We start from the raw sequence: 21,573 nt of genomic DNA, 5'->3' as shown, positions 1-21,573 counted from the left end.
TATTCCTGTAATAAAAACAAAAAGACGGAAAGCAGCAAAGATAAGGAAAACAAGGGGATATGGCTTCCTAACGCCCCAGGTTATTACGTTTGAGGCAGAGGTTTCTTTTTAAATATATATTGTAGCTTGATGGACAGTGCATGAAAGAGCATTTTAGCGTTGGCATTTCGCTCAATATGGTAGTAGGCATTATCCAGGAGCTCCACAATCTGCTCTATCTGCTCCATCCCCGCCAGCTTCAGCAGCTTGGAAGAAAAGTCCATTTCCTCCGCAGAAAAGGCCAGCTGGCTACGATCGATAAACTGCAACCGCACTGCGTGCTCCAGTAGGTTGATGAAATAACGGAGGAATTGTTTCTGGTTTTCACGGCCGGTTTTGGCGCTGGAAATGCCTTCAATCCAGTCCTGTAGCGCGCCCCTGTTGCCAGTAAAGATGTAGTTAAGCCAGTTGCGCAGCAGCTCGTGGTAGTCGTCATCGGAATTTTGAAGCAGGTACACCGCCTCCCGGTAGTTGCCTGCCGCAATGGTGGCAATTTGCTGGGCCCTTGCTGCCGGCACGTTTCGGTCGGTGAGCGATTTTACCATATCCTCTTTAGGGATAGGATTTACTTTGATCAGGTGTGTCCTGGAAAGAATGGTAGCCAGGATCTGCTCCTGGTTTTCTGCTACAAAAATAAAAAGAGTATTTACCGGGGGCTCTTCTATTAGTTTGAGCAGGCGGTTGCCTTCATTGCCCAGGTATTCAGGCATCCACATCAGCAGGATCTTATAGCCGCTCTCAAAACTTTTGAGGTTAAGCTTGCGGATAATGTCCTGGCACTCCGTAGCTGTAATGTTACCTTGTTTATTCTCCGCCCCGATGAATTGCAACCAGTCATAGGTATTACCATATGGATTAGTAGTCACAAATTCTCTCCACTCACTCACATAATCAGTGCTCACCGGTTTATCGCCCGCCTTACGGGGAATTACCGGGTAAGAAAAGTGAATATCGGGGTGGATGTACTGTGATGCTTTGATACATCCCGGGCAATGGCCACAGGCGCCTTCCGGTTGCTTGTTTTCGCAAACGAGGTACTGTGTAAAGGCCAGCCCAAGCGGAAGTCCGCCGCTACCTTCCGGTGCAAGCAATATCAGTGCGTGACTGAGTCGGTTCTGCTGTACGGATTGTACCAGCTGATGTGCTACGGCGGACTGTCCTATGATCTCTTTAAAAAGCATGCCGCAAGATAATGAAAAGGGGATAAACCTTAGCGCGACAAAGAGCTGTAACAGGTGTTCTGAAATACTCCCTGACCGGTAACGGTATTGCCGGTATTAGCATAATAGTAATAACCGGTTATAGTTTTTTTCCGGGTATTAATTCTGGTGATGGTGATACTGGAAGTATCCGTTTCCAGGAAATGGTAATCGAAACCCGGTACCCTGGTGCCGATAATAATTAATCCACCTTCTACTTTTGCCTTCCGGGAGTAGGTATAGGTTTTTAATCTGATAGAATCGTTGCTCAGGAGGCTGTCCACATACATCCCGTCAAATAAATTGATGATCACTTTCATGCTATCGCTGATGCCTTCAATACTCACGTATTTCTGGCCACCGCTGTCTGTTTCCGCACGAAATAATAGACTGCTGGAAAGGTTCAGTGGCGTGGTTTTACCCTCGGTATTGAAGTTAAACACCATTTCGGGGCAGGATAAGGTAGGCTCATCGATGATGTTCTGGCATGCGGAAAGCCCGATGGCTGCGGCCAGACAAAGCATAGTTGGTCGTAAATATAATAGTAGATGTTTCATGCAATGGTTGCTCCAGGGTGAATGAATATTAGTGTCACACGGTCACGGGTATACGTAACCGAAGTAACATTTCGTTACCCTAAATATGGCAAAAGAGTATGTTCGGGGGGAGGTTGAAAATTATTTTTTCTCGATCGCTGCAATTACCTCCGGAGCATCTGGTTGCGTTTTTGGTGAAAACACAGCTACCAGGTTACCTTTTTCATCCAGCAGGTATTTCTGGAAGTTCCAGGTAACTGCTGCAGGCTCCAGGTGTTTAGCTTTGCTTTCGTCCATTAACCACTGGTACAGCGGGTGTATGTCAGCTCCTTTTACAGAGATTTTTGCAGCCATAGGAAAAGTGACAGCATATTTCTTGGTGCAGAACTCCTGGATTTCTTTGTTGCTACCAGGCTCCTGGCTTCCGAAGTTATTGGCAGGAAAGCCTACTATCACGAGGTTTTTCTGGTATTTCTTATATAGTTTTTCCAGGCCTTCGTACTGTGGTGTATTACCGCAAAGGGAAGCGGTGTTTACAATCAGCACTTTTTTGCCTTTGTATTTGGAGAAATCAATTTTACCACCGTCAACGGCGTCTACTTTAAAGTCGTACAAATGTGATGCAGTTGCTGCGAACAGCATAAAAATGGAGAGTAGTGTAATCTTAAACATAAACCAGGGTTGTTGAAAATTTGCAGGAACAAAAATAACGGCTCAGACTCAGGCATAAAGTTAAATATCCGTTATCATAAAATTTATTTTTTTTCAGCTCCAGGCGTATGCCAGGCAGGCGATGCTTACGGTAGCGCCTGCATTTACCAGGGCTTGGCTGCAGGCTTCGGTAGTGGCGCCAGTGGTGATCACATCGTCTACGAGTAGCAGGTGCATTCCCTGAACAGCCGGGGTAGCCCTGAAGACGGTTGACACATTGCTCCAGCGCCCAACTCTTCCTTTCCTCGTCTGGGTATTGGTGTAGGTCTCTCTTTTTAATAAACTGGTATCCAGCGGCTTGCCTGTAATCTCAGCAATCCCAGCAGCCAGCAGCTGCGCCTGATTGTAGCCTCTTTGCTTTTCTTTTTTGTGGTATAGCGGCACAGGTATGACCGCATCAATTTCGTATAGCCATGAAGTTTGGATGAGCATCAAACCGGTTTTGCGTCCTAAGTAAATGGCGAGGTCCTTCCGGTTCTTGTATTTAAACTGATGGATAAGTTGTTGAATACCGGACGACTGCGAATAGTAATAGGCCGCCATCGCATGCGCAATTTTAGTTCTCCCCCAGAAAATTTTTTCTATTGGATTGTCCGGAAATAAATGGAACTGTGTGGCAGGGAGTACGGCCTCGCAGGCGATACAGATTTTATCAGACTGAAGGTCCAGGTCCGTGCCACACACAGCGCAGCAGTGAGGGTAGAAAAGATCTACCAGCGGTGTTAACAAACGGGTTATCATCGTAATGGATATGTGTTTAAAAGAGCTGGCGGTATACTTCTTCTACGCGACCGACAGCAATTACTTCAATATTAAATTTAGTGAAATCAATTCCTTTTTTATTATAACGGGAGATAAAAATCTTTTCGAATCCTAGTTTCTCCGCTTCCGCAATACGTTGTTCTATTCTGTTGACCGCCCTTATTTCTCCGCTCAGGCCGACCTCTCCTGAGAAGCATACTTTGTTGGGAAGGGAGATGTCTTCATAAGAACTGAGCAGCGCACAAAGTACCGCCAGGTCAATCGCAGGATCTTCTACCCGCAAGCCGCCGGCGATGTTGAGAAAAACATCTTTTACACCGAAGTGGAAGCCCCCGCGTTTTTCCAGTACTGCCAGCAGGAGTTGGAGCCGGCGCAGGTCAAAGCCGGTAGCGGTGCGCTGCGGTGTGCCATACACCGACTGTGTAACGAGCGCCTGTACTTCTACTAACAAGGGGCGCATGCCTTCCATGGTTGCAGAGATGGCTACACCGCTAAGCAGATCTTCCCGTTGTGAAATAAGGATTTCAGAAGGGTTGGTTACCTGTCGTAATCCCGTGCCGGTCATTTCATAAATGCCAAGTTCGGCGGTGGAGCCAAATCTGTTTTTTATGGTACGGAGAATACGGTAAGCGTAATGCTGGTCGCCTTCGAACTGGAGCACTGTATCTACCATGTGTTCCAATACTTTAGGCCCGGCGATGGACCCATCTTTGGTGATGTGCCCGATGAGGAAAACGGGGGTATTACTTTCCTTGGCGAAGCGTTGCAGTTCAGCCGTAGTTTCACGGATTTGGGATACGCTGCCGGGTGCTGATTCGATAAAAGGAGATTGCAGCGTTTGTATGGAGTCGACTACCACCAGTTGTGGTTGCAGTTTCCTGATTTCTGCAAATATGGTTTGCGTAGAAGTTTCTGTGAGCAGATAAAATTGATCATTGGATACATTGATGCGATCCGCTCTCATTTTTATCTGTTGTTCACTTTCTTCTCCACTGATATAAAGTGTTCTGATATCTTTCAGCTGTAAGGCATTTTGCAGGAAGAGTGTGGATTTTCCGATGCCGGGTTCACCACCTACTAAAACGAGGGAACCCGCTACTATTCCGCCTCCCAGCACGCGGTTGAGTTCATTGTCCGGGGTGAGCAGTCGTTTTTCCGCCACTGCTTCCACGTCGGAGAGGTTAACAAATTTTTGCGTACGTGCGAGTGGGTTATCAATGGTTTTCCATTCCTGTTTTACCGGAATATCTTTTTGTACTCTTTCTTCAACGAAGGTATTCCATTGACCGCAACTCGGACATTTACCATTCCATTTTGCAGATTCGTATCCACAATTCTGACAGAAAAAAGCAGTTTTAATTTTACTCATATCGATGTATAAAGAGAGGGTACAAAGTAAGGAGATTTACAAAAATTGAAGCGGGGGATTTCCTAAAATGAGAAAAGAGCCAAACGGAAGATTCCGTTGACTCTTTCTACTTACTAACCCATTAAATTCAGGTCTAAATTACTAAATGGCTTCAGAATAAAAAAGTTTATTTAATCGATGTGAATAACTTTTGATGTATTTTTTTAATGTTATAAAGTGGCTGCCAGCGCTTATTTGGACCGTTATTTTGGTTCAATATTACTTTCATTGGCAAGCCGTAAAATGTTGATAAATAGAGGTGATGTTGGGGATTTTTACATATGAAATCTCACTGATGTATGGGTCCTGGCGTACTGACAAATAGGCTTATTTTTTCCTCAAAAAACTTCAATTTCGCCAATTTGGCAGTGTTAAATTTCTTGATGAGCGGTGGTCGGCGAAGGATGAAGCAGGTATGACAGGTGTCTGCTAAATAAATCTTAAATTGGAGTAGTTGGATCATTTTTTGACCCTTCATGTACCTATAATATTCTGTAAAAAAATTGCATATGACACCAGGAATTATGTTTGTTTCACTGATTTTTGTGGGGATCAGTATGCTTGTTGGCTTTATTCTGAAACGGCGCTTTCATGAATTTAGCGAAATACCCACCTCTTCTGGCCTGACCGGGCGGGAAATAGCGGAGAAAATGTTGAAAGACAATCAGATATACGATGTAAAAGTACAATCTGTGGATGGTTTTCTGTCGGATCACTACAATCCGGCGGATAAAACGGTGAATTTGAGTCCGGATGTATATAACGGGGCTAATGTGGCTGCTGCGGCAGTAGCGGCACATGAGTGCGGCCACGCGGTGCAGCATGCCACCCAATATCCCTGGTTGGGCTTCCGGTCGAAGCTGGTGCCTATTGTGCAGGTGAGTGCCAACCTGGTGAACTGGGTGTTGCTGGCGGGTATTCTGTTAATTAACACTTTTCCGCAATTACTGCTGATAGGTGTGATCCTTTTTGGTGTAACTACTTTATTTTCAGTGATTACGCTGCCGGTGGAGTTTGATGCATCCAGGCGAGCGCTGGCATGGCTGGACAGCAGCCGGGTGATGTCGGCCGGGGAGCATGATAAGGCTAAGAATGCCCTGTGGTGGGCGGCTATGACTTATGTGGTAGCGGCTTTGGCTTCCATTGCTACGTTTGTACAGTATTTAATGATATTCCTGGGGGCCCGGAACAGGGATTAAGGGAGATATTAAACATATAAAGGGAGGTTGGTGCCTGGAGGTGCCAACCTCTTTTTGTTTTGGAGGATCGGAAGAGGAGGGAGATGACACCTTCGGTGTCATCTCGGTGGGAGGGCGCGCAGCGCCCTCCCGGTTTCATGCATTTAACGTCTATACGTACGACTAATTGCAGGCACTATGATGGCTATAGGTGGTTGCCTGCAACAGCGAAAGTGCTTCGGTTGGCCCGGCAAGCGTCGCGGCGGCCTTAAAAGCGCCGGCCGCGCGTAGCGCGGCTCCTCCCACGTGATGCCGAAGGCATCACGTGCTACCCAACAAAACAAGCTCATCTGCAAATTCAGCAGCATCTGCATCTCCATACATTACAAAAAAACAAGTTATCAACCATTTCTTTCGATGTTGTTAATAACTTTGAAACAAATTTTTTATTGAACATCAATTAGTTGCAAAGGTGCCTTGTAAAAAACTGGTTAAAATGTATGGTTATTAAGAATGGGGAATGTACCTTTGCACTCCCTCATTGTGGGGGAATTGTTTACAAGACGTAATCTTTATCGTATACAACAATGAACACATTAAGTTTTAGAACAAAATCGGCTAACGACGCTTACGTAAAGCGTGACTGGCACATCGTAGATGCTACCAATCTGACACTTGGCAGGGTTGCTGCTAAAATGGCCGCCATTTTAAGAGGTAAGAATAAACCTTACTATACTCCTCATACTGACTGCGGTGATTATATCATCGTTATCAACGCTGAAAAAATCGTTTTAACCGGTAACAAAATGGAAGAGAAAGAATACATCCATTACACTGGTTTCCCTGGTGGTCAGCGCGTAGAACTGGCTAAAAACCTGATTCGCCGTCGTCCTGAGGTTATGATTGAGAAAGCTGTAAAAGGTATGCTGCCTAAAAACCGCCTGGGTCGCAAAATGTACAAAAAACTGTTTGTATATGCTGGTGCTGAGCATCCTCACGCAGCGCAGAAACCACAACCTTTAACTTTCTAATTTTTCTCTGATACATGGAAAAGCAAAAAAATACAATAGGTCGTCGTAAGGAAGCGGTTGCCCGTGTTTATATCAACAAAGGTACCGGTAACATTACTATCAACGACAAAGATTATAAATCCTACTTTTCTCTGGTTTACCTGCAAAACCAGGTAGAACTGCCTTTAAAAACTATTGACGCTGTTGATAAGTTTGATCTGAAAGTGAACGCTCAGGGTGGTGGTATCAAAGGTCAGGCGGAAGCTATTAAACTGGGTATCGCTCGTGCACTGTGCGAAGTGAATATCGAATTCCGTCCTGCACTGAAAGCTGCTGGTTTGCTGAAACGTGATCCAAGAGCTGTTGAACGTAAGAAACCAGGTAAAGCTAAAGCTAGAAGAAGCTTCCAGTTCTCTAAACGCTAATATTTTTGAGCTGTTGGCGGATGCTTTTTTATATCCGCTACAGTATTATTATTTGATCCTTTTAATTGAGCAATATAAACATGGAAAATAATACCTCATTGCAGCAGCAGTTACTGGAGGCAGGTGTTCACTTCGGTCACCTGAAGAAAAAATGGAATCCGAAAATGCTGCCTTATATTTTCGCAGAAAAGAAAGGTATTCATATCATTGATCTGAACAAAACCGTAGAAGGTTTACAGGAAGCAGCAGCTGCCCTGAAATCTATCGCAAAAAGCGGTAAAAAGATCATGTTCGTTGCAACTAAAAAACAAGCGAAAGAAATCGTAGCTGACGCTGCACGTAACATCAACATGCCTTTCGTTACTGAAAGATGGTTAGGTGGTATGCTGACTAACTTCGCTACTATCCGTAAGTCTGTAAAGAAAATGCAGAGCATCGAGAAAATGCTGGCTGACGGTACTTTCGACAATATCACTAAAAAAGAACGTCTGACTTTAAGTCGCGATAAAGAGAAAATGGAGAAAGTGCTGGGTGGTATCGCTCAACTGGCACGCGTTCCAGCTGCGCTGTTCCTGGTAGATATCTCTCACGAACACATCGCTCTGGCTGAAGCAAAACGCCTGGGTATCTCTACTTTCGGTATGGTGGATACCAACTCCGATCCTACCAAAGTTGACTTCGCTATCCCTGCGAACGACGATGCTACCAAATCTATCGCTATCATCACCAGCTATATCTGCGCAGCAATCGCTGAAGGTCTGTCTGAAAGAGCTAACGAGAAAACTGAAGATGTAGAAGAGGAAGAAGAAGCAGACGATAAAGCACGCAAATTCGAAGTTGAAGGCAACGACGAAAAAGGTGAAAGAGGTCGCAGACCAGGTGGCGGCGGTGGCCGTGGCCAGGGTGGCCAAGGCGGCGGTCAAAACCGTGGCGGTGGTCAAAACCGTGGTGGTGGCCAGAACCGTGGCGGTGGCCAGGGTGGTCAACGTCGTACTTCTAACACCGGTGGTGGCGGTCCTCGCAAACCAGGTGGCGGCGCTAGATAATATTTTCTAAAATACAGATTACGAATTGCGCTATTGCAGGAACTATCCCGCAAAAACGTAATTCGTAATTTGAGTTTAATATCATTTCAATAATTCTTAAACTTTATATAACTCATGGCAACAATTACAGCTGCTGATGTTAATAAACTGCGTCAGCAAACGGGTGCTGGTATGATGGATTGTAGAAAAGCACTGGTAGAAAGTGATGGTGATTTCGAACAAGCTGTGGACTACCTGCGCAAAAAAGGTCAGAAAGTAGCTGCACTGCGTTCTGATCGCGAAACTAAAGAAGGTGTTATCATCGCTAAAACTGCTGCTGATGGTAAATCCGGCGTTATCGTTGGTCTGGGTTGCGAAACCGACTTCGTTGCTAAAAACGAAGACTTCGTGAAATTCGCTCAGTCTATCGTTGACCTGGCCCTGGCTAACAACATCACTACTGTTGAAGCACTGAGCGCAGCTCCACTGGACGGCGCTACCGTTGCTGATAAAGTAAACGATCAGGTTGCTAAAATCGGTGAGAAAATCACCCTGAACAAATTCGAATACGTTACCGGTGAAGCAGTTACTGCATACATCCACGGTAACTACCGCATGGGAGTTCTCGTAGGCTTCAATCAGCCAGTTGCTGAAGAAGTTGGTAAAGACGTAGCTATGCAAATCGCTGCGATGAACCCGGTAGCTATCGATGCTTCCGGCGTTTCTGAAGAGACCATCGCCCGCGAAAAAGAAATCGCTATCGAGCAGATTAAAGCTGAAGGCAAAACCGCTGAAATGGCTGAAAAAATCGCTGCCGGTAAACTGAACAAATTCTTCAAAGAAAGCACCCTGCTGCAACAGGCCTTCGTTAAGGATAACAACAAATCCGTAGCGGATTACCTGAAATCAGTAAATGCTGGCCTTACAGTAACTGCGTTCAAGCGCGTTGCTTTAGGTTAATAACTTACCAATAGGAAAAGGAGAGAAAGAAATTTCTCTCCTTTTTTTTGCGCATAGATTTTCATGACCAGCAATTTTTTCGGAAATTGCACTGGTAATCCACACTCTTACAATATTCTTATAGCGTCATGTTGCCAAAGTACAAGCGAATCTTACTCAAACTGAGCGGTGAAGCCCTCATGGGTGAAGGAAATTATGGAATTGATCCTAAGGTGATAACTCAGTATGCTTACGACATCAAAGCCGTTACTGACCTTGGAGTACAGGTGGCTATCGTTATCGGAGGTGGTAACATCTACCGTGGAATGAATGAAGCAGAAACCGGTATTGAAAGGGCACAGGGTGACTATATGGGCATGCTGGCTACAGTGATCAATGGAATGGCCATGCAAAGCGGCCTTGAAAAAATCGGACTTTACACCCGTCTGCAATCCGCCATCAAAATGGAACAGATCGCAGAACCTTACATCCGCCGCCGCGCCATCCGCCACGTGGAAAAAGGTCGCGTCGTAATCTTCGGCGCCGGTACAGGTAATCCTTACTTTACTACCGATACCGCAGCCTCCCTGCGCGCTATCGAAATCCAGGCGGACGTTATCCTCAAAGGAACCCGCGTGGATGGTATCTACACCGCAGATCCTGAAAAGGATAAAACAGCCACCAGATACGAAACCATTACCTTTTCTGAAGTTTATCAGAAATCACTGAACGTGATGGATATGACAGCTTTCACTCTCTGTCAGGAGAATAAGCTGCCTATCATCGTTTTCGACATGAACAAACCAGGAAACCTCCTGAACGTCATCATGGGTAAAAACGTAGGTACCCTCGTTCACTAATTTCTTACAGATACTATTAAAAAGGCCGGATAGAAAGGTGCTACCTTTTCATCCGGCCTTTTGATTTTTATGTTGTGGCAAAACCTTCGGTTTTGCTGCTGCTGGTTCCGCGCTTCGCGCGGGGATATGCTTTAAAGGTATGTTTAGTATCGGAGCAGCCATTCTGGAAAATGTTGATTTATTACTGCTGAATATACCAATCCTTAATCTCACTGCGCGGTATATACAACATCACCTGTCCCAGCGCATACGGCCCTATCTCATAAGGCACATACACAAATACCACTCCCTTGTCCGTCAGCACGAAATTATCATTCGGCAGGATAGACGGCGTCAGTAATGCCTCGCGGATGGACTCATCGTTGCCAATCTTGTACTTTGCCCGGAAAGCCTTTTCCAGCAAGGGACTGAAAGCTTCCTTATAACCCGGTTTAAACACATCCGCCGGCTTTAACACCTGTTTCTTCGATAGATCCATGGTCACAAAGGTAGAACCCCAGTTGCCATGCGCCCCACCGGTATAGGCATAACCATATTTTTCAATGACCAGTAAAGGCCATTTGTTGTAGATCACCTTCATATCATTCTCTGAAGTCCAGTTCCAGGTGGCGGAAAGGGAAGCGTCAGTTAATTCGCTGATATCCGCAATATTAGCACTGGTCCTGTATCCCAGCAAAAAGGAATCGATGCTACGCTTCAGAAACTGCTGTGGATCACGCAGGGGAGAAGCTGTAATCTGTCCCTCAATAAAATCAGCGATCTCTTTTGTAACCACCGGCTGTGGCCATAAAATACTGTTGCTGGCCATGCCGATAGGAGAGCGGGGATTACCCGGCAGCAAAGCAGCAGAGTCAGTAGCAAACAACACCGCAAATGGAATAGCATCTTTCATGGCTGTTTCCAGCGAAAAGTGCTGAGAGGTACCGTTGCCATGCCATACGCCTTTGAAATTGCCCGCATCGTCCAGGGATCCACTAAAGAAACGCTCATTCTCCGGATCAATACTTTCTTCATATATTTTCACCAGTCCGGAATCTCCATTCCCCCAGATGGTTATCGGCTGACCGCTGGAATCAAAAGAATAGTAGCCACGATACATGCCTGGCGTGGTTTTCAGCAGCTGCATAGTGATAGGATGGTTATCCAGGTTTCCTTTGAGCTGTGTATAGAAAAAGGGAGTACTCACTAATCTGAGGGTGGCAACAGCGCTGTCCTTTTCCGCATTATTACCGCCGCCACGGGGGTTACAGGCCAGGAGTACGGCCAGGCCAAGCACTAAAAATAAGGCTACTCTTTTCATAGTATGATTTATATCAGGTAGGCCAAAATTAAGCATATCCTTCCATACCTTTGTTATCAGCTGCACTTTAGCAAGTTTACCCTTAAACTTATAAACCATGTTAAACCAGAAAATAGCAGATCTCCGCAAGGATTATATCATGGCTTCCCTTGATGAACACGACGTAGCAAAAGAACCGCTGCAGCAGTTTTCTCGCTGGTGGAACGATGCCACTACCGGCGAGGTAGAGGAGGCCAATGCCATGACGCTGGCCACCAGCACGCCCGACGGGCACCCGTCTGCACGTATCGTATTACTGAAGAGTTTTGATGATGAAGGATTTCTCTTCTTCACCAATTATGATAGTCAGAAAGGAGAAGAGATGGCCGCTAATCCCCATGTATCCCTGCTGTTTTTCTGGCGGGAGCTGGAGCGACAGGTACGTATAGTGGGCACCGTTAGTAAGGCGCCGGCAGCAGTGAGTGACGCTTATTATAATAGCCGGCCGGAAGGCAGCCGCATAGGGGCCATTGCGTCGCCGCAAAGCAGGGTGATTTCAGACCGTTCAGTTTTGGAAGAGGAGGTAGCCAGGCTTACGGGAAAATACGCCGGCAATACGCCTGTAAGGCCCGATTACTGGGGTGGATATATCGTGAAGCCTGCATCATTGGAATTTTGGCAGGGCAGAAGCAGTCGTTTGCATGATCGTATCCGCTACACTCTGCAAGGGGATGGTAACTGGAAAATTGAGCGCCTGGCGCCATAAGCGGCAACAGGACTAAAAATACAAAGGCGCAAATCATCTTATCCAAGATTATTTGCGCCTTTTAACTTCGTATACGAGAAACCTTAAGCTTTCTTTTCTGCTTTAGCGGCAGCAGCTTTTTTGGTTCTAGCTGGTCTTGCTTTACCAAAAGATTTATTGGAAATCTTACCTCTTTTGGTTTTTACATCTCCTCTACCCATAACAAATGATTTGTAGTTTATTAATATGATGTTGATAACAGCTGCAAATTAAATCAATTCGCTGAAATTCTATACAGCTGGCGGTTTTGTATAAAAAAAAAGCAAGAAACATCGGATGTTCCTTGCTTGAATAAGTTGTGCTAACTGATTAGAGCTTGTCAGACAGAGCTTTACCAGCTTTGAATTTCGCAACTTTCTTAGCTTTGATCTTGATGATCTGACCAGTTTGTGGGTTTCTACCGTTACGTGCAGCACGTTTAGAAACGGAGAAAGTACCGAAACCAACCAGGGTTACTTTACCACCTTTTTTCAGGGTATCAGCAACAGCTTTAGTGAAAGAATCCAGCGCTTCGTTAGCTTGGGTTTTGGTAATGCCAGCATCTTTGGCAAGTTTGTCGATTAATTCGGCTTTGTTCATAGTTAGTAAGATTTAACTAGTGAAAAAATGTTTGATGTGAGCAAATATAGCGCGTTTTATCAGATTACCAAATTTTTTACAACTTTTTTATACAAATTTTTATCGGCTGAAAAACGCTACAGGTAACGGTTCCAGCAGATTGCCCTTTGCAACGCTTTCACCTTATTTGTATTGTGAAATTCGTAAAACGCTGTACTGTAGCTACTTTGATAGTCTTTTTAGCATTGTTCAGCAGTTTTTCCAACTATTGTACCAAAGTCCCAAGCCCGTGAAAACAGTGGATTTCCTGTGGATAAGTTTACTGTTTTAAGTGCTATTATATGGTCTGCATCACCGTTCCAAACGCAATAAACTGGTCGCCAAACAGCTCGTAACCGCGCTGTCTTAACCCCCCGGAATGCTCTGCCATAAAGGTATTGTAGTTCTCCATGCTGTCTGTGAAGTACTGAATCGCATAGGTAGGCCCTTCGGAATCATCCTGGTCCAAAAGCCGACACATGCGGTAGTCATGGAAAAGACCTGTATTCAGGATAGCCGGAATCTGCTCTTCACGCATCCAGTGCATCCACTCCGGATGTATGCCTGTAGCCACTTTCGTAGTAATATTATAGATGATCATGTGTGCGATAAAAGTACTTGTTGATACCTTATATTATAAGGCCAGCTCCAGGTATACCGGACAATGATCCGAGTGCTTTACCTGTTGGTAGATGGCTGCATGCTTCAGCTTTTCCTTCAACGGCGCTGTTACATTGATATAATCAATTCTCCAACCCTTATTATTGTTCCTGGCATTGGCCCGGAAACTCCACCAGCTGTACTGATGCGGATCAGGATTGAAGTGACGGAATGTATCCACAAAACCACTGGCAAACAGCTTGTCCATCCAGGCCCTTTCCTCTGGCAGGAACCCGGTGGAGTTCTTGTTACTCACCGGATCATGGATGTCAATCGGCTGATGGCAGATGTTGTAATCCCCGCAAACAATCAGGTTAGGACGGGTTTTACGCAGCTCCGTGAGGTACGCAAAAAATTCATCCAGCCATTTGTATTTGTAGGTCTGCCGCTCATCGCCGCTGGTACCGGAAGGAATATAGGTGTTGATCAACGTCAGGTCGCCGAAATCCAGGCGGATAAAGCGGCCTTCCGAGTCACTCTGCAGGTTACCGTTACCGTATTGTACATTGTCAGGCTTAATACGGGTGAGCACTGCCACACCGCTGTAACCCTTCTTCTGTGCGGAAAACCAGTAATGTTCATACCCCAGTTTATCAAACTGTGCAAAGTCGACATTATCCTTGTTGGCTTTAATCTCCTGTAAACAGATAATATCTGCCGGATCTTCCGTTAACCATTCTGTAAAGCCCTTGGTCATAGCGGACCTCAGGCCATTCACATTATATGAAACAATTCGCATGATGCTCTACTGCTTTTACATGTCATATTCCAGGTTAGGGCGTAACCATTTTTCCGCCTCTTCTATCGTCCAGCCTTTACGCTGTGCATAGTCTTCTACCTGGTCTTTTTCAATCTTACCCAGCCCGAAATATTTGGCTTCAGGGTTGGCAAAATACCATCCGCTAACGCTGGCTGCCGGGTACATAGCGAGTGACTCTGTGAGGGTAATACCGGTGTTTTCCGTGGCATTCAGCAGGTCAAACAGCTTGTATTTTTCGGTATGCTCCGGACAGGCAGGATAGCCTGGCGCTGGGCGGATACCCATATAGGATTCTTTGATCAGTTCTTCATTTGATAAATGCTCCGCGCTGGCATAACCCCAGAACTCTTTACGTACACGCTCGTGCATCAATTCTGTAAAGGCTTCTGCAAGCCTGTCGGCAAGGGCTTTGAGCATGATACTGCTGTAGTCATCATGTTCTTCCTTGAACTTCTCCAGCCATTTTTCGATGCCCACGCCGGCAGTAACGGCAAAGCCGCCGATATAGTCCTGTTTGCCCGTGGCAGCAGGGGCAATGAAATCGGCCAGCGACAAGTTAGGCTGCCCTGGTGCTTTCTTGATTTGCTGACGCAGGAATTCAAGTTTAACAGGAGGAATCTCAGATTGTTCAGGAGTTACCTGAATTGTATCTGCGGCAATGGCATTGGCAGGGTAGAGGCCTATTACAGCATTGGCACCCAGCCATTTTTCAGCGATGATTTTTTTCAGCATCGCCTGCGCATCATTATAAAGGTTGGTAGCTTGTTCGCCTACCACCTCATCTGTCAGGATCTGAGGGAATTTTCCATGGAGCTCCCAGGAGATAAAGAACGGCTGCCAGTCGATGTACTTAGCTATCTCCCCTAAATCATAATTTTCAAACTTTTTGATGCCGGTAAATGCAGGACGTACGGGGGTAAAATTATCCCAGTTGATCGCTGTCTTATTTTCCTGGGCAACAGGGAAAGGCAAGTATTGTTTTACCGGCTTTTTATTCCGGAATGATTCGTTGAGCTTATTATATTCCTGGTTAAGGTCACCAAGGAAGTTCTTTTTAAGTGCCTTGTTGAGCAGGCTACCTGTAACGGTTACGCTACGGGAGGCATCCAGTACATGTACTACACCGTGCTGGTACTCAGGAGCAATTTTAACCGCCGTATGGGTACGACTGGTGGTAGCGCCACCAATGATCAGCGGCACTTCAAATTGCTGCCTTTTCATTTCGCGGGCCACGTGCACCATTTCGTCCAAACTGGGGGTAATCAGGCCACTCAGCCCAATAATATCTACCTGCTCCTGCTTAGCGGTCTGCAGAATCTTTTCAGCCGGCACCATTACGCCGAGGTCAATGATCTCATATCCGTTACAAGCCAGTACTACGCCTACGATATTTTTGCCGATATCGTGCACATCGCCTTTTACAGTAGCGAGGAGGATTTTACCGGCGGATTTAATTTCTCCCCCATGTTCTGCCTGCATACGCAGTTTTTCCTCTTCGATAAACGGTGTGAGTACGGCAACGGATTTCTTCATTACACGCGCACTCTTTACTACCTGTGGCAGGAACATTTTTCCGGAACCAAAAAGGTCACCCACGATGTTCATACCATCCATCAGCGGCCCTTCGATAACATCGAGCGGGCGTGGATATTTTTGTCTGGCTTCTTCCGTATCTGCTTCAATATAGTCGGTGATACCATTCACCAGCGAGTGACTGAGTCTTTCCTCTACGGTGCCCAGTCTCCAGCTTTCGTCTTTTTCCACGGTTTTACCTTTCGCCTTCACGGTTTCCGCGAAGGTGATGAGGCGTTCTGTGGCATCTTCCCGGCGGTTGAGGATAGCGTCTTCGCAGAGCTCTCTCAGTTGTGGTTCGATGTCGTCATAAATCTGCAGGGCGCCGGCATTCACGATACCCATATCCATACCAGCCTTGATAGCATGATACAGGAATACGGAGTGCATAGCTTCGCGCACGGCTTCATTACCTCTGAAGGAGAAGGAAACGTTGCTGACACCACCACTTACTTTGGTCAGTGGCATCAGTTCTTTTACGCGGCGGGTGGCATTGATGAATTCTACCGCATAATTATTGTGTTCTTCGATACCAGTGGCGATAGCGAAGATGTTTAAGTCAAAGATGATATCTTCCGGAGGGAAGTTTACTTTTTCCGTGAGGATTTTATAGGCACGGTGGCTGAATTCCACACGTTTATCTTCTGTGTCGGCCTGACCATGCTCATCAAAGGCCATTACAACCACGGCAGCACCAAATGCCTTACATATTTCAGCGTGTTCAATGAATTTTTCTTCACCTTCCTTGAGGGAGATGGAGTTTACGATGCACTTACCCTGCACGCATTTCAGACCTGCTTCAATAACACTGAACTTACTGGAATCGATCATTACCGGGATACGGGAGATGTCTGGTTCAGCAGCCAGGAGATTAAGGTAGGTGGTCATGGCCTTTTCGCCATCGAGGAGGGCATCATCCATGTTTACGTCCAGAATCTGGGCGCCGCTTTCCACCTGTTGACGGGCAACAGACAGGGCTTCTTCAAAGTGTCCTTCGCGAATGAGACGGGCGAACTTTTTAGAACCGGTTACGTTGGTTCTTTCCCCGATGTTGATAAAGTTGGCTTCCGGACGGATTACCAGTGGTTCCAGACCGCTCAGCCTCATGAAAGGCGGAATGATCCGGCGTTGCTGATCGTTTACAGTTGCATCTGCTTTAGTGGTAGTATCGTTCAAAGTAGTTACACTCATTGTTACTTGTCGTAGAATTGAATAAAAATTGACTATGCCAGTGTACGTGTCAGGACAGGTCGCTGACGTGGTTTAATACGCTTCACATGTTCTGCGATATGGCGGATGTGATCGGGTGTGGTACCGCAGCATCCTCCAACAATATTCACAAAACCGGATGCGGCAAAGTCTTCAATGATACAGGCGGTATCTTCCGGCTCTTCGTCGTACTCTCCAAATGCATTTGGTAAGCCGGCATTAGGGTAGCAGCTTACATTACAGGTAGCGATGTTGGACAGTTCTTCCACGTAAGGGCGCATCTGCTGGCCGCCGAGTGCGCAGTTAAGTCCTACTGAGAAAGGATTGGCATGCATTACAGAGATATAGAAGGCTTCCAGTGTCTGACCGCTGAGGGTACGACCGGAAGCATCTGTAATGGTACCGGAAATCATGATGGGCAGCTCAGGTTTGCCGCTTTCACGGAAATATTTTTTAATAGCGAAAATGGCCGCTTTACAGTTCAGCGTATCGAAAATGGTTTCGATCAGCAGGATGTCCACGCCGCCATCGGAGAGGCCTTTGATTTGTTCTTCGTAGGCAGCAACCACCTCGTCGAAGGTTACAGAGCGGTAGCCAGGGTTATTTACGTCCGGCGAGAGCGACAATGTTTTATTTAACGGACCAATAGCGCCGGCCACAAATCGTGGCTTGTCCGGGTTTTTAGCGGTGTATTCCTGCGCCGCTTTTTTGGCAATACGGGCTCCTTCCACATTCAGTTCATACGCCAGCTCCTGCATGTCGTAATCCGCCATGGCAATAGAAGTACAGCTGAAAGTATTGGTTTCAATAATATCAGCACCTGCTTCGAGGTATTCTTTGTGAATTGCTTCTATAATCTGAGGCTGAGTGAGGTTGAGGAGGTCGTTATTCCCTTTAAGGTCGCTGGGATAGTCTGCAAACCGGGTGCCTCTGTAATCTGCTTCGGTCAGTTTGTATCTTTGGATCATGGTGCCCATTGCACCATCGATGATGAGCACGCGCTCATCGGCACAGTCTTGTAAAGATTTCATGGCTCAATTGGTGTTTATTAGTTACTGTTAAAATAACAGGGGAACAATAAACAAATCCACCCTGTATATCCTTGCAAATATACTATATTCCTTACTATTATCCCGGTTTTCCATGCTTTCACAGCCATAGGCTAACATTTATATTCATGTTATAAGATATAGATTTTATCTATTTAATCGACTAAAATTTGGAAGTAGTCTACAAAGTCTACTATATTTGTAGGGTAATAATCAAGCATCATGCAACACGATAGTTTAAAGACAATGCAATTTTCAGCCGTGGCTCCCCACCAGTCAGGCTCCAGCTGCTACCCGGCAGCACGATGTATCTGCCTCTAATTATTCTAATTGTCATCCGCTTTTTCATCATTACAACAAAAAATCTAACCATGACGATATCTCAGCATATCCATACACTCCGTGAACACCTGGCAGGGTTGGGGTTGCAGCCAGTAGCGGAACTCTCTTCCAATCATCAGGAAGTATTTAAGGTATGTTTCCTTAACAAGTATGAAATGCAGCGCTGGAAAGAGTTAAAGGAACAAGATCAATCAGTGACCAACCATACAATATTTGAAGGGCTGGGCGAAAGCCAACCCTGATATGATTTTCATAACGTGGAATTACAGGTTAAACGAAGACGGGTGCTATTGAGCACCCGTATTTTTTTGTCCAAAATGATAAGAGGGACCTATGGCCCCTCTTATCATTTCGAGAGATGCTAACCCAGCGGCACTTACATCTCCCCGAAAAAATTAAAAGCAGTTATTTTTGCTGTACATAGCTTTCCAAAGGCAACCTGTTGGATATAGACCTCGCCAGCGTCATCTCATCCGCATACTCCAGTTCCCCGCCAAATGCAATACCACGGGCAATTGTAGTGATCTTTACCGGCAACTCTTTTAAACGCCGGCTCAGGTAATAAATGGTGGTATCTCCTTCAATAGTAGGGTTCAGTGCCATAATCACTTCGGTAACTCCCTTTTGCTGTACCCGCTCTACCAGCGAATGAATATTCAACTGCTCAGGCCCAACACCATCCAGCGGAGAAATGATCCCGCCTAATACGTGGTAGAGCCCGTTGTATTGCTGGGTGTTTTCAATCGCCATCACGTCGCGGATGCTTTCCACCACACATACCATCTGTTTGTTACGGGAATGGCTAATGCAAATGCTACAGGTATCCTCATCGGAAACATTGTGGCAATCTTTACAAAACCTGATCTGCTCCCGCATTCTCGCTATCGAATCACTAAACTGCTGCACCTGTGCAGGCTCCTGCTTCAGCAAGTGCAACACCAACCGCAGCGCGGTCTTTTTTCCAATGCCCGGAAGCCTGGAAAACTCATTAACCGCATTCTCTATAAGTGCAGATGAAAATACCATATTACAAAGGTAGCAATTCCTGTATGCCTAAATCTTCAGTGTTTTTATATTGTTCCAGCCCGCCTTGAGGTTGTATTTCTCCGGCAGCAGTATCACCCTTTCCGGCTGGCGCTTAGGCTCGGTAAAATAACTACCCCGATCCCACTTGCCATTGTTATTGGCATCCAGCAATACCCTTACGGTATACTCACCGGGAGTAATCAGCTCCTGCGTCCACTTCCCATTTACGGTGGTACCGGAATATTTGATGGACTTATCCTGCACCAGCTGCACCACAAAGTGCATGGTGCTGTCGCCTATCGCTTCGCGGGTGCTGTCGCTCACCACCAGGTCAGCCTTGAAAATGGAATACTCCACCAGTTTTTTAGTAACGAAATTCACGGTATCCGGTTTCAGCAATGCCTGGTTGGACGTATCTCTCACCGCATCCTTAGGGATAATCAGCTGATAAGGGGTGTTCTCCTTCCATGGATAATGCAGCACCCAGCTAACCCTGTTGCTGTCCAGCTGGGAATGATAGGTAACCTGCTCACGGGTGGAGTCCTGAAAGAGCTGAATCCTGTTGCTGTCTATCATTCTTAAAGGTTGGTTGAAATCTATACGCAGTGGTTGCGGCAGTTCCTGTTTATTTCCCTCCAGTTTGGGTGTAGCAGCCAGTTTAGGCAGCTTCTTCCTCCGTTCTTCTCTTTCCTTCTCCGTTTCTTCCACCTGCTCCGGTACATCCAGCGAATCCAGTGGATTTACCTTTTTGATGGTACTGTCGGTCTCCAAAAACAGCAACATGTTCACATCGGACAAATTTTTCTCAGTAATCGTAATCGGCTTTTCAATAAAGGCTATCAGCTCCGATTCCGCACTGTACATAAGATCTTTATCTTCTTCCTTGATAGCAAATATTTTATAGGTACCCGGTGCCAGGTTCTTAAATCGGAAACTACCGTCACTCTTGCTTTTTGCGTAGTATAACGGCTTTTCCTTGCTCACAATGGAATCCGGACTATCCCCCTGGTACAACAATACAGATACACTACTATCCAGCGTACCATTTTCTGCATTGATGATGCGCCCCATGATCTGCAAACTATCGAGATAGTCGCCGGTGGATACTACATACTGGAAATCCGGAATCGGGTTGCGCTCATTAATATCCCTCACCCCATCCGCAAAGTTGAACGTGTAGGTTGTATTAGGTTTCAGTGTATCCTTAAACGTAATAGTCACCGTTCTGAGCTTAGCCGTAGCCACGGGCTGGCGCTTCAGGGTAGGGGATACGATTAGCTTATCGTTAATGTTATCCAGCTCCACATACTCGTCGAAAGTAAACTGAATCTTCTGCCCCTTGAAGTGAAGGGTAGAATCAGCAGGGCGCGCCTGCAGCAATAACGGAGGCAGGGTGTCCCTCGGACCACCACCCGGCGGTACTATGTTGGCACAGCGTGAAAAAAAGATAATCGCTACTGGTATAAATATCAGCCAGAAAGTCCAGCTCCTGAATTGTTGATTCATGAATGTTAGAATATTTGGCAAACTTACGAAATGACTCGAAAGCGGTTGTTATATTTCATGTTCTTCTTGCAGGGCAGGTAGATAAATGTGTAACTTATTGTTATTCATTGCCTGGCCACTATTTTCCGGAAGCCCGAGTGTGCTTTTTAAAGGCGGTGTGCTAAAATACATTAACTTAAACGTACTAAGCTTTTAATGTTGACAACTCATGGGTGCAGTTTATTCCCTTTCGCGTATTCAAACCATACCGGCCCCGCTGGAGGCCGTGTGGGACTACTTTTCCGCTCCCGGAAACCTCGTGTCCATCACACCTTCCTATATGCGTTTCCGTGTTACTTCGGCGCCATATGACGGTAGCATTTATCCCGGGCAGATCATTACCTACAAAGTAAGTCCTGTTATGGGTATCCCGCTTACCTGGGTAACAGAAATCACACATGTCAATCCGCAGCGCTTTTTTGTGGACGAGCAGCGTAAAGGCCCGTACCGGATGTGGCATCACGAGCATCATTTTGAGGCCATACCGGGAGGAGTGCGTATGCAGGACCTGGTTCATTACGAATTGCCATTGGGAGTGTTGGGAACACTTGCCCATGGCATGTTTGTAAAGAAACAGCTGGAGGAGCTGTTTCTTTACAGAACTGCCAGAGTAGAAGAGGTATTTGGTAAGATGTAG

23 protein-coding genes are annotated in these 21,573 nt (G+C 46.0%); 9 read left to right on the top strand and 14 right to left on the bottom strand.

Features of this window, described 5'->3' with window-relative positions:
- Window positions 1-83: 83 nt before the first annotated feature.
- From BUB18_RS20350 to radA, 5 genes are all read right to left on the bottom strand, one after another.
- The gene (locus BUB18_RS20350) at window positions 84-1,220 is read right to left on the bottom strand and encodes a DNA polymerase III subunit (protein ID WP_073084580.1); all 1,137 of its coding nucleotides are present in this window, start codon (window positions 1,218-1,220) and stop codon (window positions 84-86) included.
- Between the two features lie 29 nt (window positions 1,221-1,249).
- Entirely contained in the window at window positions 1,250-1,762 is a 513-nt protein-coding gene (locus BUB18_RS20345; RefSeq protein ID WP_073084579.1) for a hypothetical protein, read from the bottom strand.
- 153 nt (window positions 1,763-1,915) lie between these two features.
- Window positions 1,916-2,446 (bottom strand): glutathione peroxidase, encoded by a 531-nt coding sequence (locus tag BUB18_RS20340; RefSeq protein ID WP_073084577.1) that lies wholly within the window; start codon window positions 2,444-2,446, stop codon window positions 1,916-1,918.
- A 93-nt stretch (window positions 2,447-2,539) separates the two neighbouring features.
- A complete protein-coding gene (locus BUB18_RS20335; protein WP_073084575.1) occupies window positions 2,540-3,226 on the bottom strand; it encodes a ComF family protein in 687 nt (228 codons plus the stop codon).
- A 16-nt stretch (window positions 3,227-3,242) separates the two neighbouring features.
- Complete coding sequence (gene radA / locus BUB18_RS20330) at window positions 3,243-4,616, bottom strand: DNA repair protein RadA (protein WP_073084574.1); 1,374 nt, start codon at window positions 4,614-4,616, stop codon at window positions 3,243-3,245.
- A 548-nt stretch (window positions 4,617-5,164) separates the two neighbouring features.
- Here radA and BUB18_RS20320 point away from each other — a divergent pair.
- The 6 genes from BUB18_RS20320 (at window position 5,165) to pyrH (ending at window position 10,092) form a co-directional block, all read left to right on the top strand.
- The gene (locus tag BUB18_RS20320) at window positions 5,165-5,854 is read left to right on the top strand and encodes a zinc metallopeptidase (RefSeq protein ID WP_073084570.1); all 690 of its coding nucleotides are present in this window, start codon (window positions 5,165-5,167) and stop codon (window positions 5,852-5,854) included.
- 566 nt (window positions 5,855-6,420) lie between these two features.
- A complete protein-coding gene (gene rplM / locus BUB18_RS20315) occupies window positions 6,421-6,864 on the top strand; it encodes a 50S ribosomal protein L13 (RefSeq protein WP_073084569.1) in 444 nt (147 codons plus the stop codon).
- Window positions 6,865-6,878: 14 nt separating this feature from the next.
- Complete coding sequence (gene rpsI, locus BUB18_RS20310; RefSeq protein WP_073084567.1) at window positions 6,879-7,268, top strand: 30S ribosomal protein S9; 390 nt, start codon at window positions 6,879-6,881, stop codon at window positions 7,266-7,268.
- An 80-nt stretch (window positions 7,269-7,348) separates the two neighbouring features.
- On the top strand, window positions 7,349-8,314 hold the full coding sequence (gene rpsB / locus BUB18_RS20305) for a 30S ribosomal protein S2 (protein WP_073084565.1): 966 nt from the start codon (window positions 7,349-7,351) through the stop codon (window positions 8,312-8,314).
- 114 nt (window positions 8,315-8,428) lie between these two features.
- Window positions 8,429-9,253 (top strand): translation elongation factor Ts, encoded by an 825-nt coding sequence (tsf, locus tag BUB18_RS20300; RefSeq protein ID WP_073084563.1) that lies wholly within the window; start codon window positions 8,429-8,431, stop codon window positions 9,251-9,253.
- Between the two features lie 128 nt (window positions 9,254-9,381).
- Window positions 9,382-10,092 carry a UMP kinase gene (gene pyrH, locus BUB18_RS20295; RefSeq protein WP_073084562.1) on the top strand — a complete coding sequence of 237 codons (711 nt, stop codon included), beginning with the start codon at window positions 9,382-9,384 and terminating at the stop codon, window positions 10,090-10,092.
- A 181-nt stretch (window positions 10,093-10,273) separates the two neighbouring features.
- On the opposite strand, the gene BUB18_RS20290 is transcribed toward pyrH, so the two are convergent.
- Complete coding sequence (locus tag BUB18_RS20290) at window positions 10,274-11,392, bottom strand: DUF3298 and DUF4163 domain-containing protein (protein WP_178372162.1); 1,119 nt, start codon at window positions 11,390-11,392, stop codon at window positions 10,274-10,276.
- Between the two features lie 97 nt (window positions 11,393-11,489).
- Between BUB18_RS20290 and pdxH the strand changes: the two genes are divergently transcribed.
- Window positions 11,490-12,137 carry a pyridoxamine 5'-phosphate oxidase gene (pdxH, locus tag BUB18_RS20285; RefSeq protein WP_073084558.1) on the top strand — a complete coding sequence of 216 codons (648 nt, stop codon included), beginning with the start codon at window positions 11,490-11,492 and terminating at the stop codon, window positions 12,135-12,137.
- Between the two features lie 83 nt (window positions 12,138-12,220).
- On the opposite strand, the gene BUB18_RS20280 is transcribed toward pdxH, so the two are convergent.
- From BUB18_RS20280 to BUB18_RS20255, 6 genes are all read right to left on the bottom strand, one after another.
- Window positions 12,221-12,337, bottom strand: coding sequence for a 30S ribosomal protein THX (locus tag BUB18_RS20280; RefSeq protein ID WP_073084556.1), 117 nt, complete (start codon window positions 12,335-12,337; stop codon window positions 12,221-12,223).
- A 148-nt stretch (window positions 12,338-12,485) separates the two neighbouring features.
- The gene (locus tag BUB18_RS20275) at window positions 12,486-12,755 is read right to left on the bottom strand and encodes an HU family DNA-binding protein (protein ID WP_012788562.1); all 270 of its coding nucleotides are present in this window, start codon (window positions 12,753-12,755) and stop codon (window positions 12,486-12,488) included.
- A 316-nt stretch (window positions 12,756-13,071) separates the two neighbouring features.
- A complete protein-coding gene (locus BUB18_RS20270) occupies window positions 13,072-13,374 on the bottom strand; it encodes a DUF4286 family protein (protein ID WP_073084555.1) in 303 nt (100 codons plus the stop codon).
- Window positions 13,375-13,407: 33 nt separating this feature from the next.
- The gene (locus BUB18_RS20265; RefSeq protein ID WP_073084553.1) at window positions 13,408-14,172 is read right to left on the bottom strand and encodes an exodeoxyribonuclease III; all 765 of its coding nucleotides are present in this window, start codon (window positions 14,170-14,172) and stop codon (window positions 13,408-13,410) included.
- Between the two features lie 15 nt (window positions 14,173-14,187).
- Window positions 14,188-16,956 carry a methionine synthase gene (gene metH / locus BUB18_RS20260; RefSeq protein ID WP_083550353.1) on the bottom strand — a complete coding sequence of 923 codons (2,769 nt, stop codon included), beginning with the start codon at window positions 16,954-16,956 and terminating at the stop codon, window positions 14,188-14,190.
- A gap of 32 nt (window positions 16,957-16,988) precedes the next feature.
- Window positions 16,989-18,005 carry a homocysteine S-methyltransferase family protein gene (locus tag BUB18_RS20255; protein WP_073084551.1) on the bottom strand — a complete coding sequence of 339 codons (1,017 nt, stop codon included), beginning with the start codon at window positions 18,003-18,005 and terminating at the stop codon, window positions 16,989-16,991.
- Between the two features lie 389 nt (window positions 18,006-18,394).
- Here BUB18_RS20255 and BUB18_RS20250 point away from each other — a divergent pair, with 389 nt between their 5' ends.
- Window positions 18,395-18,607 (top strand): hypothetical protein, encoded by a 213-nt coding sequence (locus BUB18_RS20250; protein ID WP_073084549.1) that lies wholly within the window; start codon window positions 18,395-18,397, stop codon window positions 18,605-18,607.
- A gap of 163 nt (window positions 18,608-18,770) precedes the next feature.
- Here the strand turns inward: BUB18_RS20250 and recR are convergent, their stop codons facing one another.
- Window positions 18,771-19,391, bottom strand: coding sequence for a recombination mediator RecR (recR, locus tag BUB18_RS20245; protein WP_073084548.1), 621 nt, complete (start codon window positions 19,389-19,391; stop codon window positions 18,771-18,773).
- A gap of 27 nt (window positions 19,392-19,418) precedes the next feature.
- Complete coding sequence (locus tag BUB18_RS20240; RefSeq protein WP_073084546.1) at window positions 19,419-20,897, bottom strand: Ig-like domain-containing protein; 1,479 nt, start codon at window positions 20,895-20,897, stop codon at window positions 19,419-19,421.
- 208 nt (window positions 20,898-21,105) lie between these two features.
- Between BUB18_RS20240 and BUB18_RS20235 the strand changes: the two genes are divergently transcribed.
- A complete protein-coding gene (locus BUB18_RS20235) occupies window positions 21,106-21,573 on the top strand; it encodes an SRPBCC family protein (RefSeq protein ID WP_073084544.1) in 468 nt (155 codons plus the stop codon).

Source organism: Chitinophaga jiangningensis (assembly GCF_900142605.1).
Lineage (GTDB): Bacteria > Bacteroidota > Bacteroidia > Chitinophagales > Chitinophagaceae > Chitinophaga > Chitinophaga jiangningensis.
The sequence above is the reverse complement of the archived record's forward strand: the minus strand, read 5'-3'. Positions and strand labels throughout refer to the sequence as shown.

Excerpts from the sequence above, each read along its gene's own strand:
- BUB18_RS20275 (WP_012788562.1), bottom strand. The coding sequence starts at position 12,755 with ATGAACAAAGCCGAATTAATCGACAAACTTGCCAAAGATGCTGGCATT.
- BUB18_RS20350 (WP_073084580.1), bottom strand. The coding sequence starts at position 1,220 with ATGCTTTTTAAAGAGATCATAGGACAGTCCGCCGTAGCACATCAGCTG.
- BUB18_RS20270 (WP_073084555.1), bottom strand. The coding sequence starts at position 13,374 with ATGATCATCTATAATATTACTACGAAAGTGGCTACAGGCATACATCCG.
- BUB18_RS20265 (WP_073084553.1), bottom strand. The coding sequence starts at position 14,172 with ATGCGAATTGTTTCATATAATGTGAATGGCCTGAGGTCCGCTATGACC.
- BUB18_RS20255 (WP_073084551.1), bottom strand. The coding sequence starts at position 18,005 with ATGAAATCTTTACAAGACTGTGCCGATGAGCGCGTGCTCATCATCGAT.
- BUB18_RS20320 (WP_073084570.1), top strand. The coding sequence starts at position 5,165 with ATGACACCAGGAATTATGTTTGTTTCACTGATTTTTGTGGGGATCAGT.
- rpsB (WP_073084565.1), top strand. The coding sequence starts at position 7,349 with ATGGAAAATAATACCTCATTGCAGCAGCAGTTACTGGAGGCAGGTGTT.
- BUB18_RS20335 (WP_073084575.1), bottom strand. The coding sequence starts at position 3,226 with ATGATAACCCGTTTGTTAACACCGCTGGTAGATCTTTTCTACCCTCAC.
- pyrH (WP_073084562.1), top strand. The coding sequence starts at position 9,382 with ATGTTGCCAAAGTACAAGCGAATCTTACTCAAACTGAGCGGTGAAGCC.
- metH (WP_083550353.1), bottom strand. The coding sequence starts at position 16,956 with ATGAGTGTAACTACTTTGAACGATACTACCACTAAAGCAGATGCAACT.
- BUB18_RS20290 (WP_178372162.1), bottom strand. The coding sequence starts at position 11,392 with ATGAAAAGAGTAGCCTTATTTTTAGTGCTTGGCCTGGCCGTACTCCTG.
- recR (WP_073084548.1), bottom strand. The coding sequence starts at position 19,391 with ATGGTATTTTCATCTGCACTTATAGAGAATGCGGTTAATGAGTTTTCC.
- pdxH (WP_073084558.1), top strand. The coding sequence starts at position 11,490 with ATGTTAAACCAGAAAATAGCAGATCTCCGCAAGGATTATATCATGGCT.
- BUB18_RS20240 (WP_073084546.1), bottom strand. The coding sequence starts at position 20,897 with ATGAATCAACAATTCAGGAGCTGGACTTTCTGGCTGATATTTATACCA.
- BUB18_RS20340 (WP_073084577.1), bottom strand. The coding sequence starts at position 2,446 with ATGTTTAAGATTACACTACTCTCCATTTTTATGCTGTTCGCAGCAACT.
- rplM (WP_073084569.1), top strand. The coding sequence starts at position 6,421 with ATGAACACATTAAGTTTTAGAACAAAATCGGCTAACGACGCTTACGTA.
- BUB18_RS20250 (WP_073084549.1), top strand. The coding sequence starts at position 18,395 with ATGACGATATCTCAGCATATCCATACACTCCGTGAACACCTGGCAGGG.
- BUB18_RS20345 (WP_073084579.1), bottom strand. The coding sequence starts at position 1,762 with ATGCTTTGTCTGGCCGCAGCCATCGGGCTTTCCGCATGCCAGAACATC.
- radA (WP_073084574.1), bottom strand. The coding sequence starts at position 4,616 with ATGAGTAAAATTAAAACTGCTTTTTTCTGTCAGAATTGTGGATACGAA.
- rpsI (WP_073084567.1), top strand. The coding sequence starts at position 6,879 with ATGGAAAAGCAAAAAAATACAATAGGTCGTCGTAAGGAAGCGGTTGCC.
- BUB18_RS20280 (WP_073084556.1), bottom strand. The coding sequence starts at position 12,337 with ATGGGTAGAGGAGATGTAAAAACCAAAAGAGGTAAGATTTCCAATAAA.
- tsf (WP_073084563.1), top strand. The coding sequence starts at position 8,429 with ATGGCAACAATTACAGCTGCTGATGTTAATAAACTGCGTCAGCAAACG.
- BUB18_RS20235 (WP_073084544.1), top strand. The coding sequence starts at position 21,106 with ATGGGTGCAGTTTATTCCCTTTCGCGTATTCAAACCATACCGGCCCCG.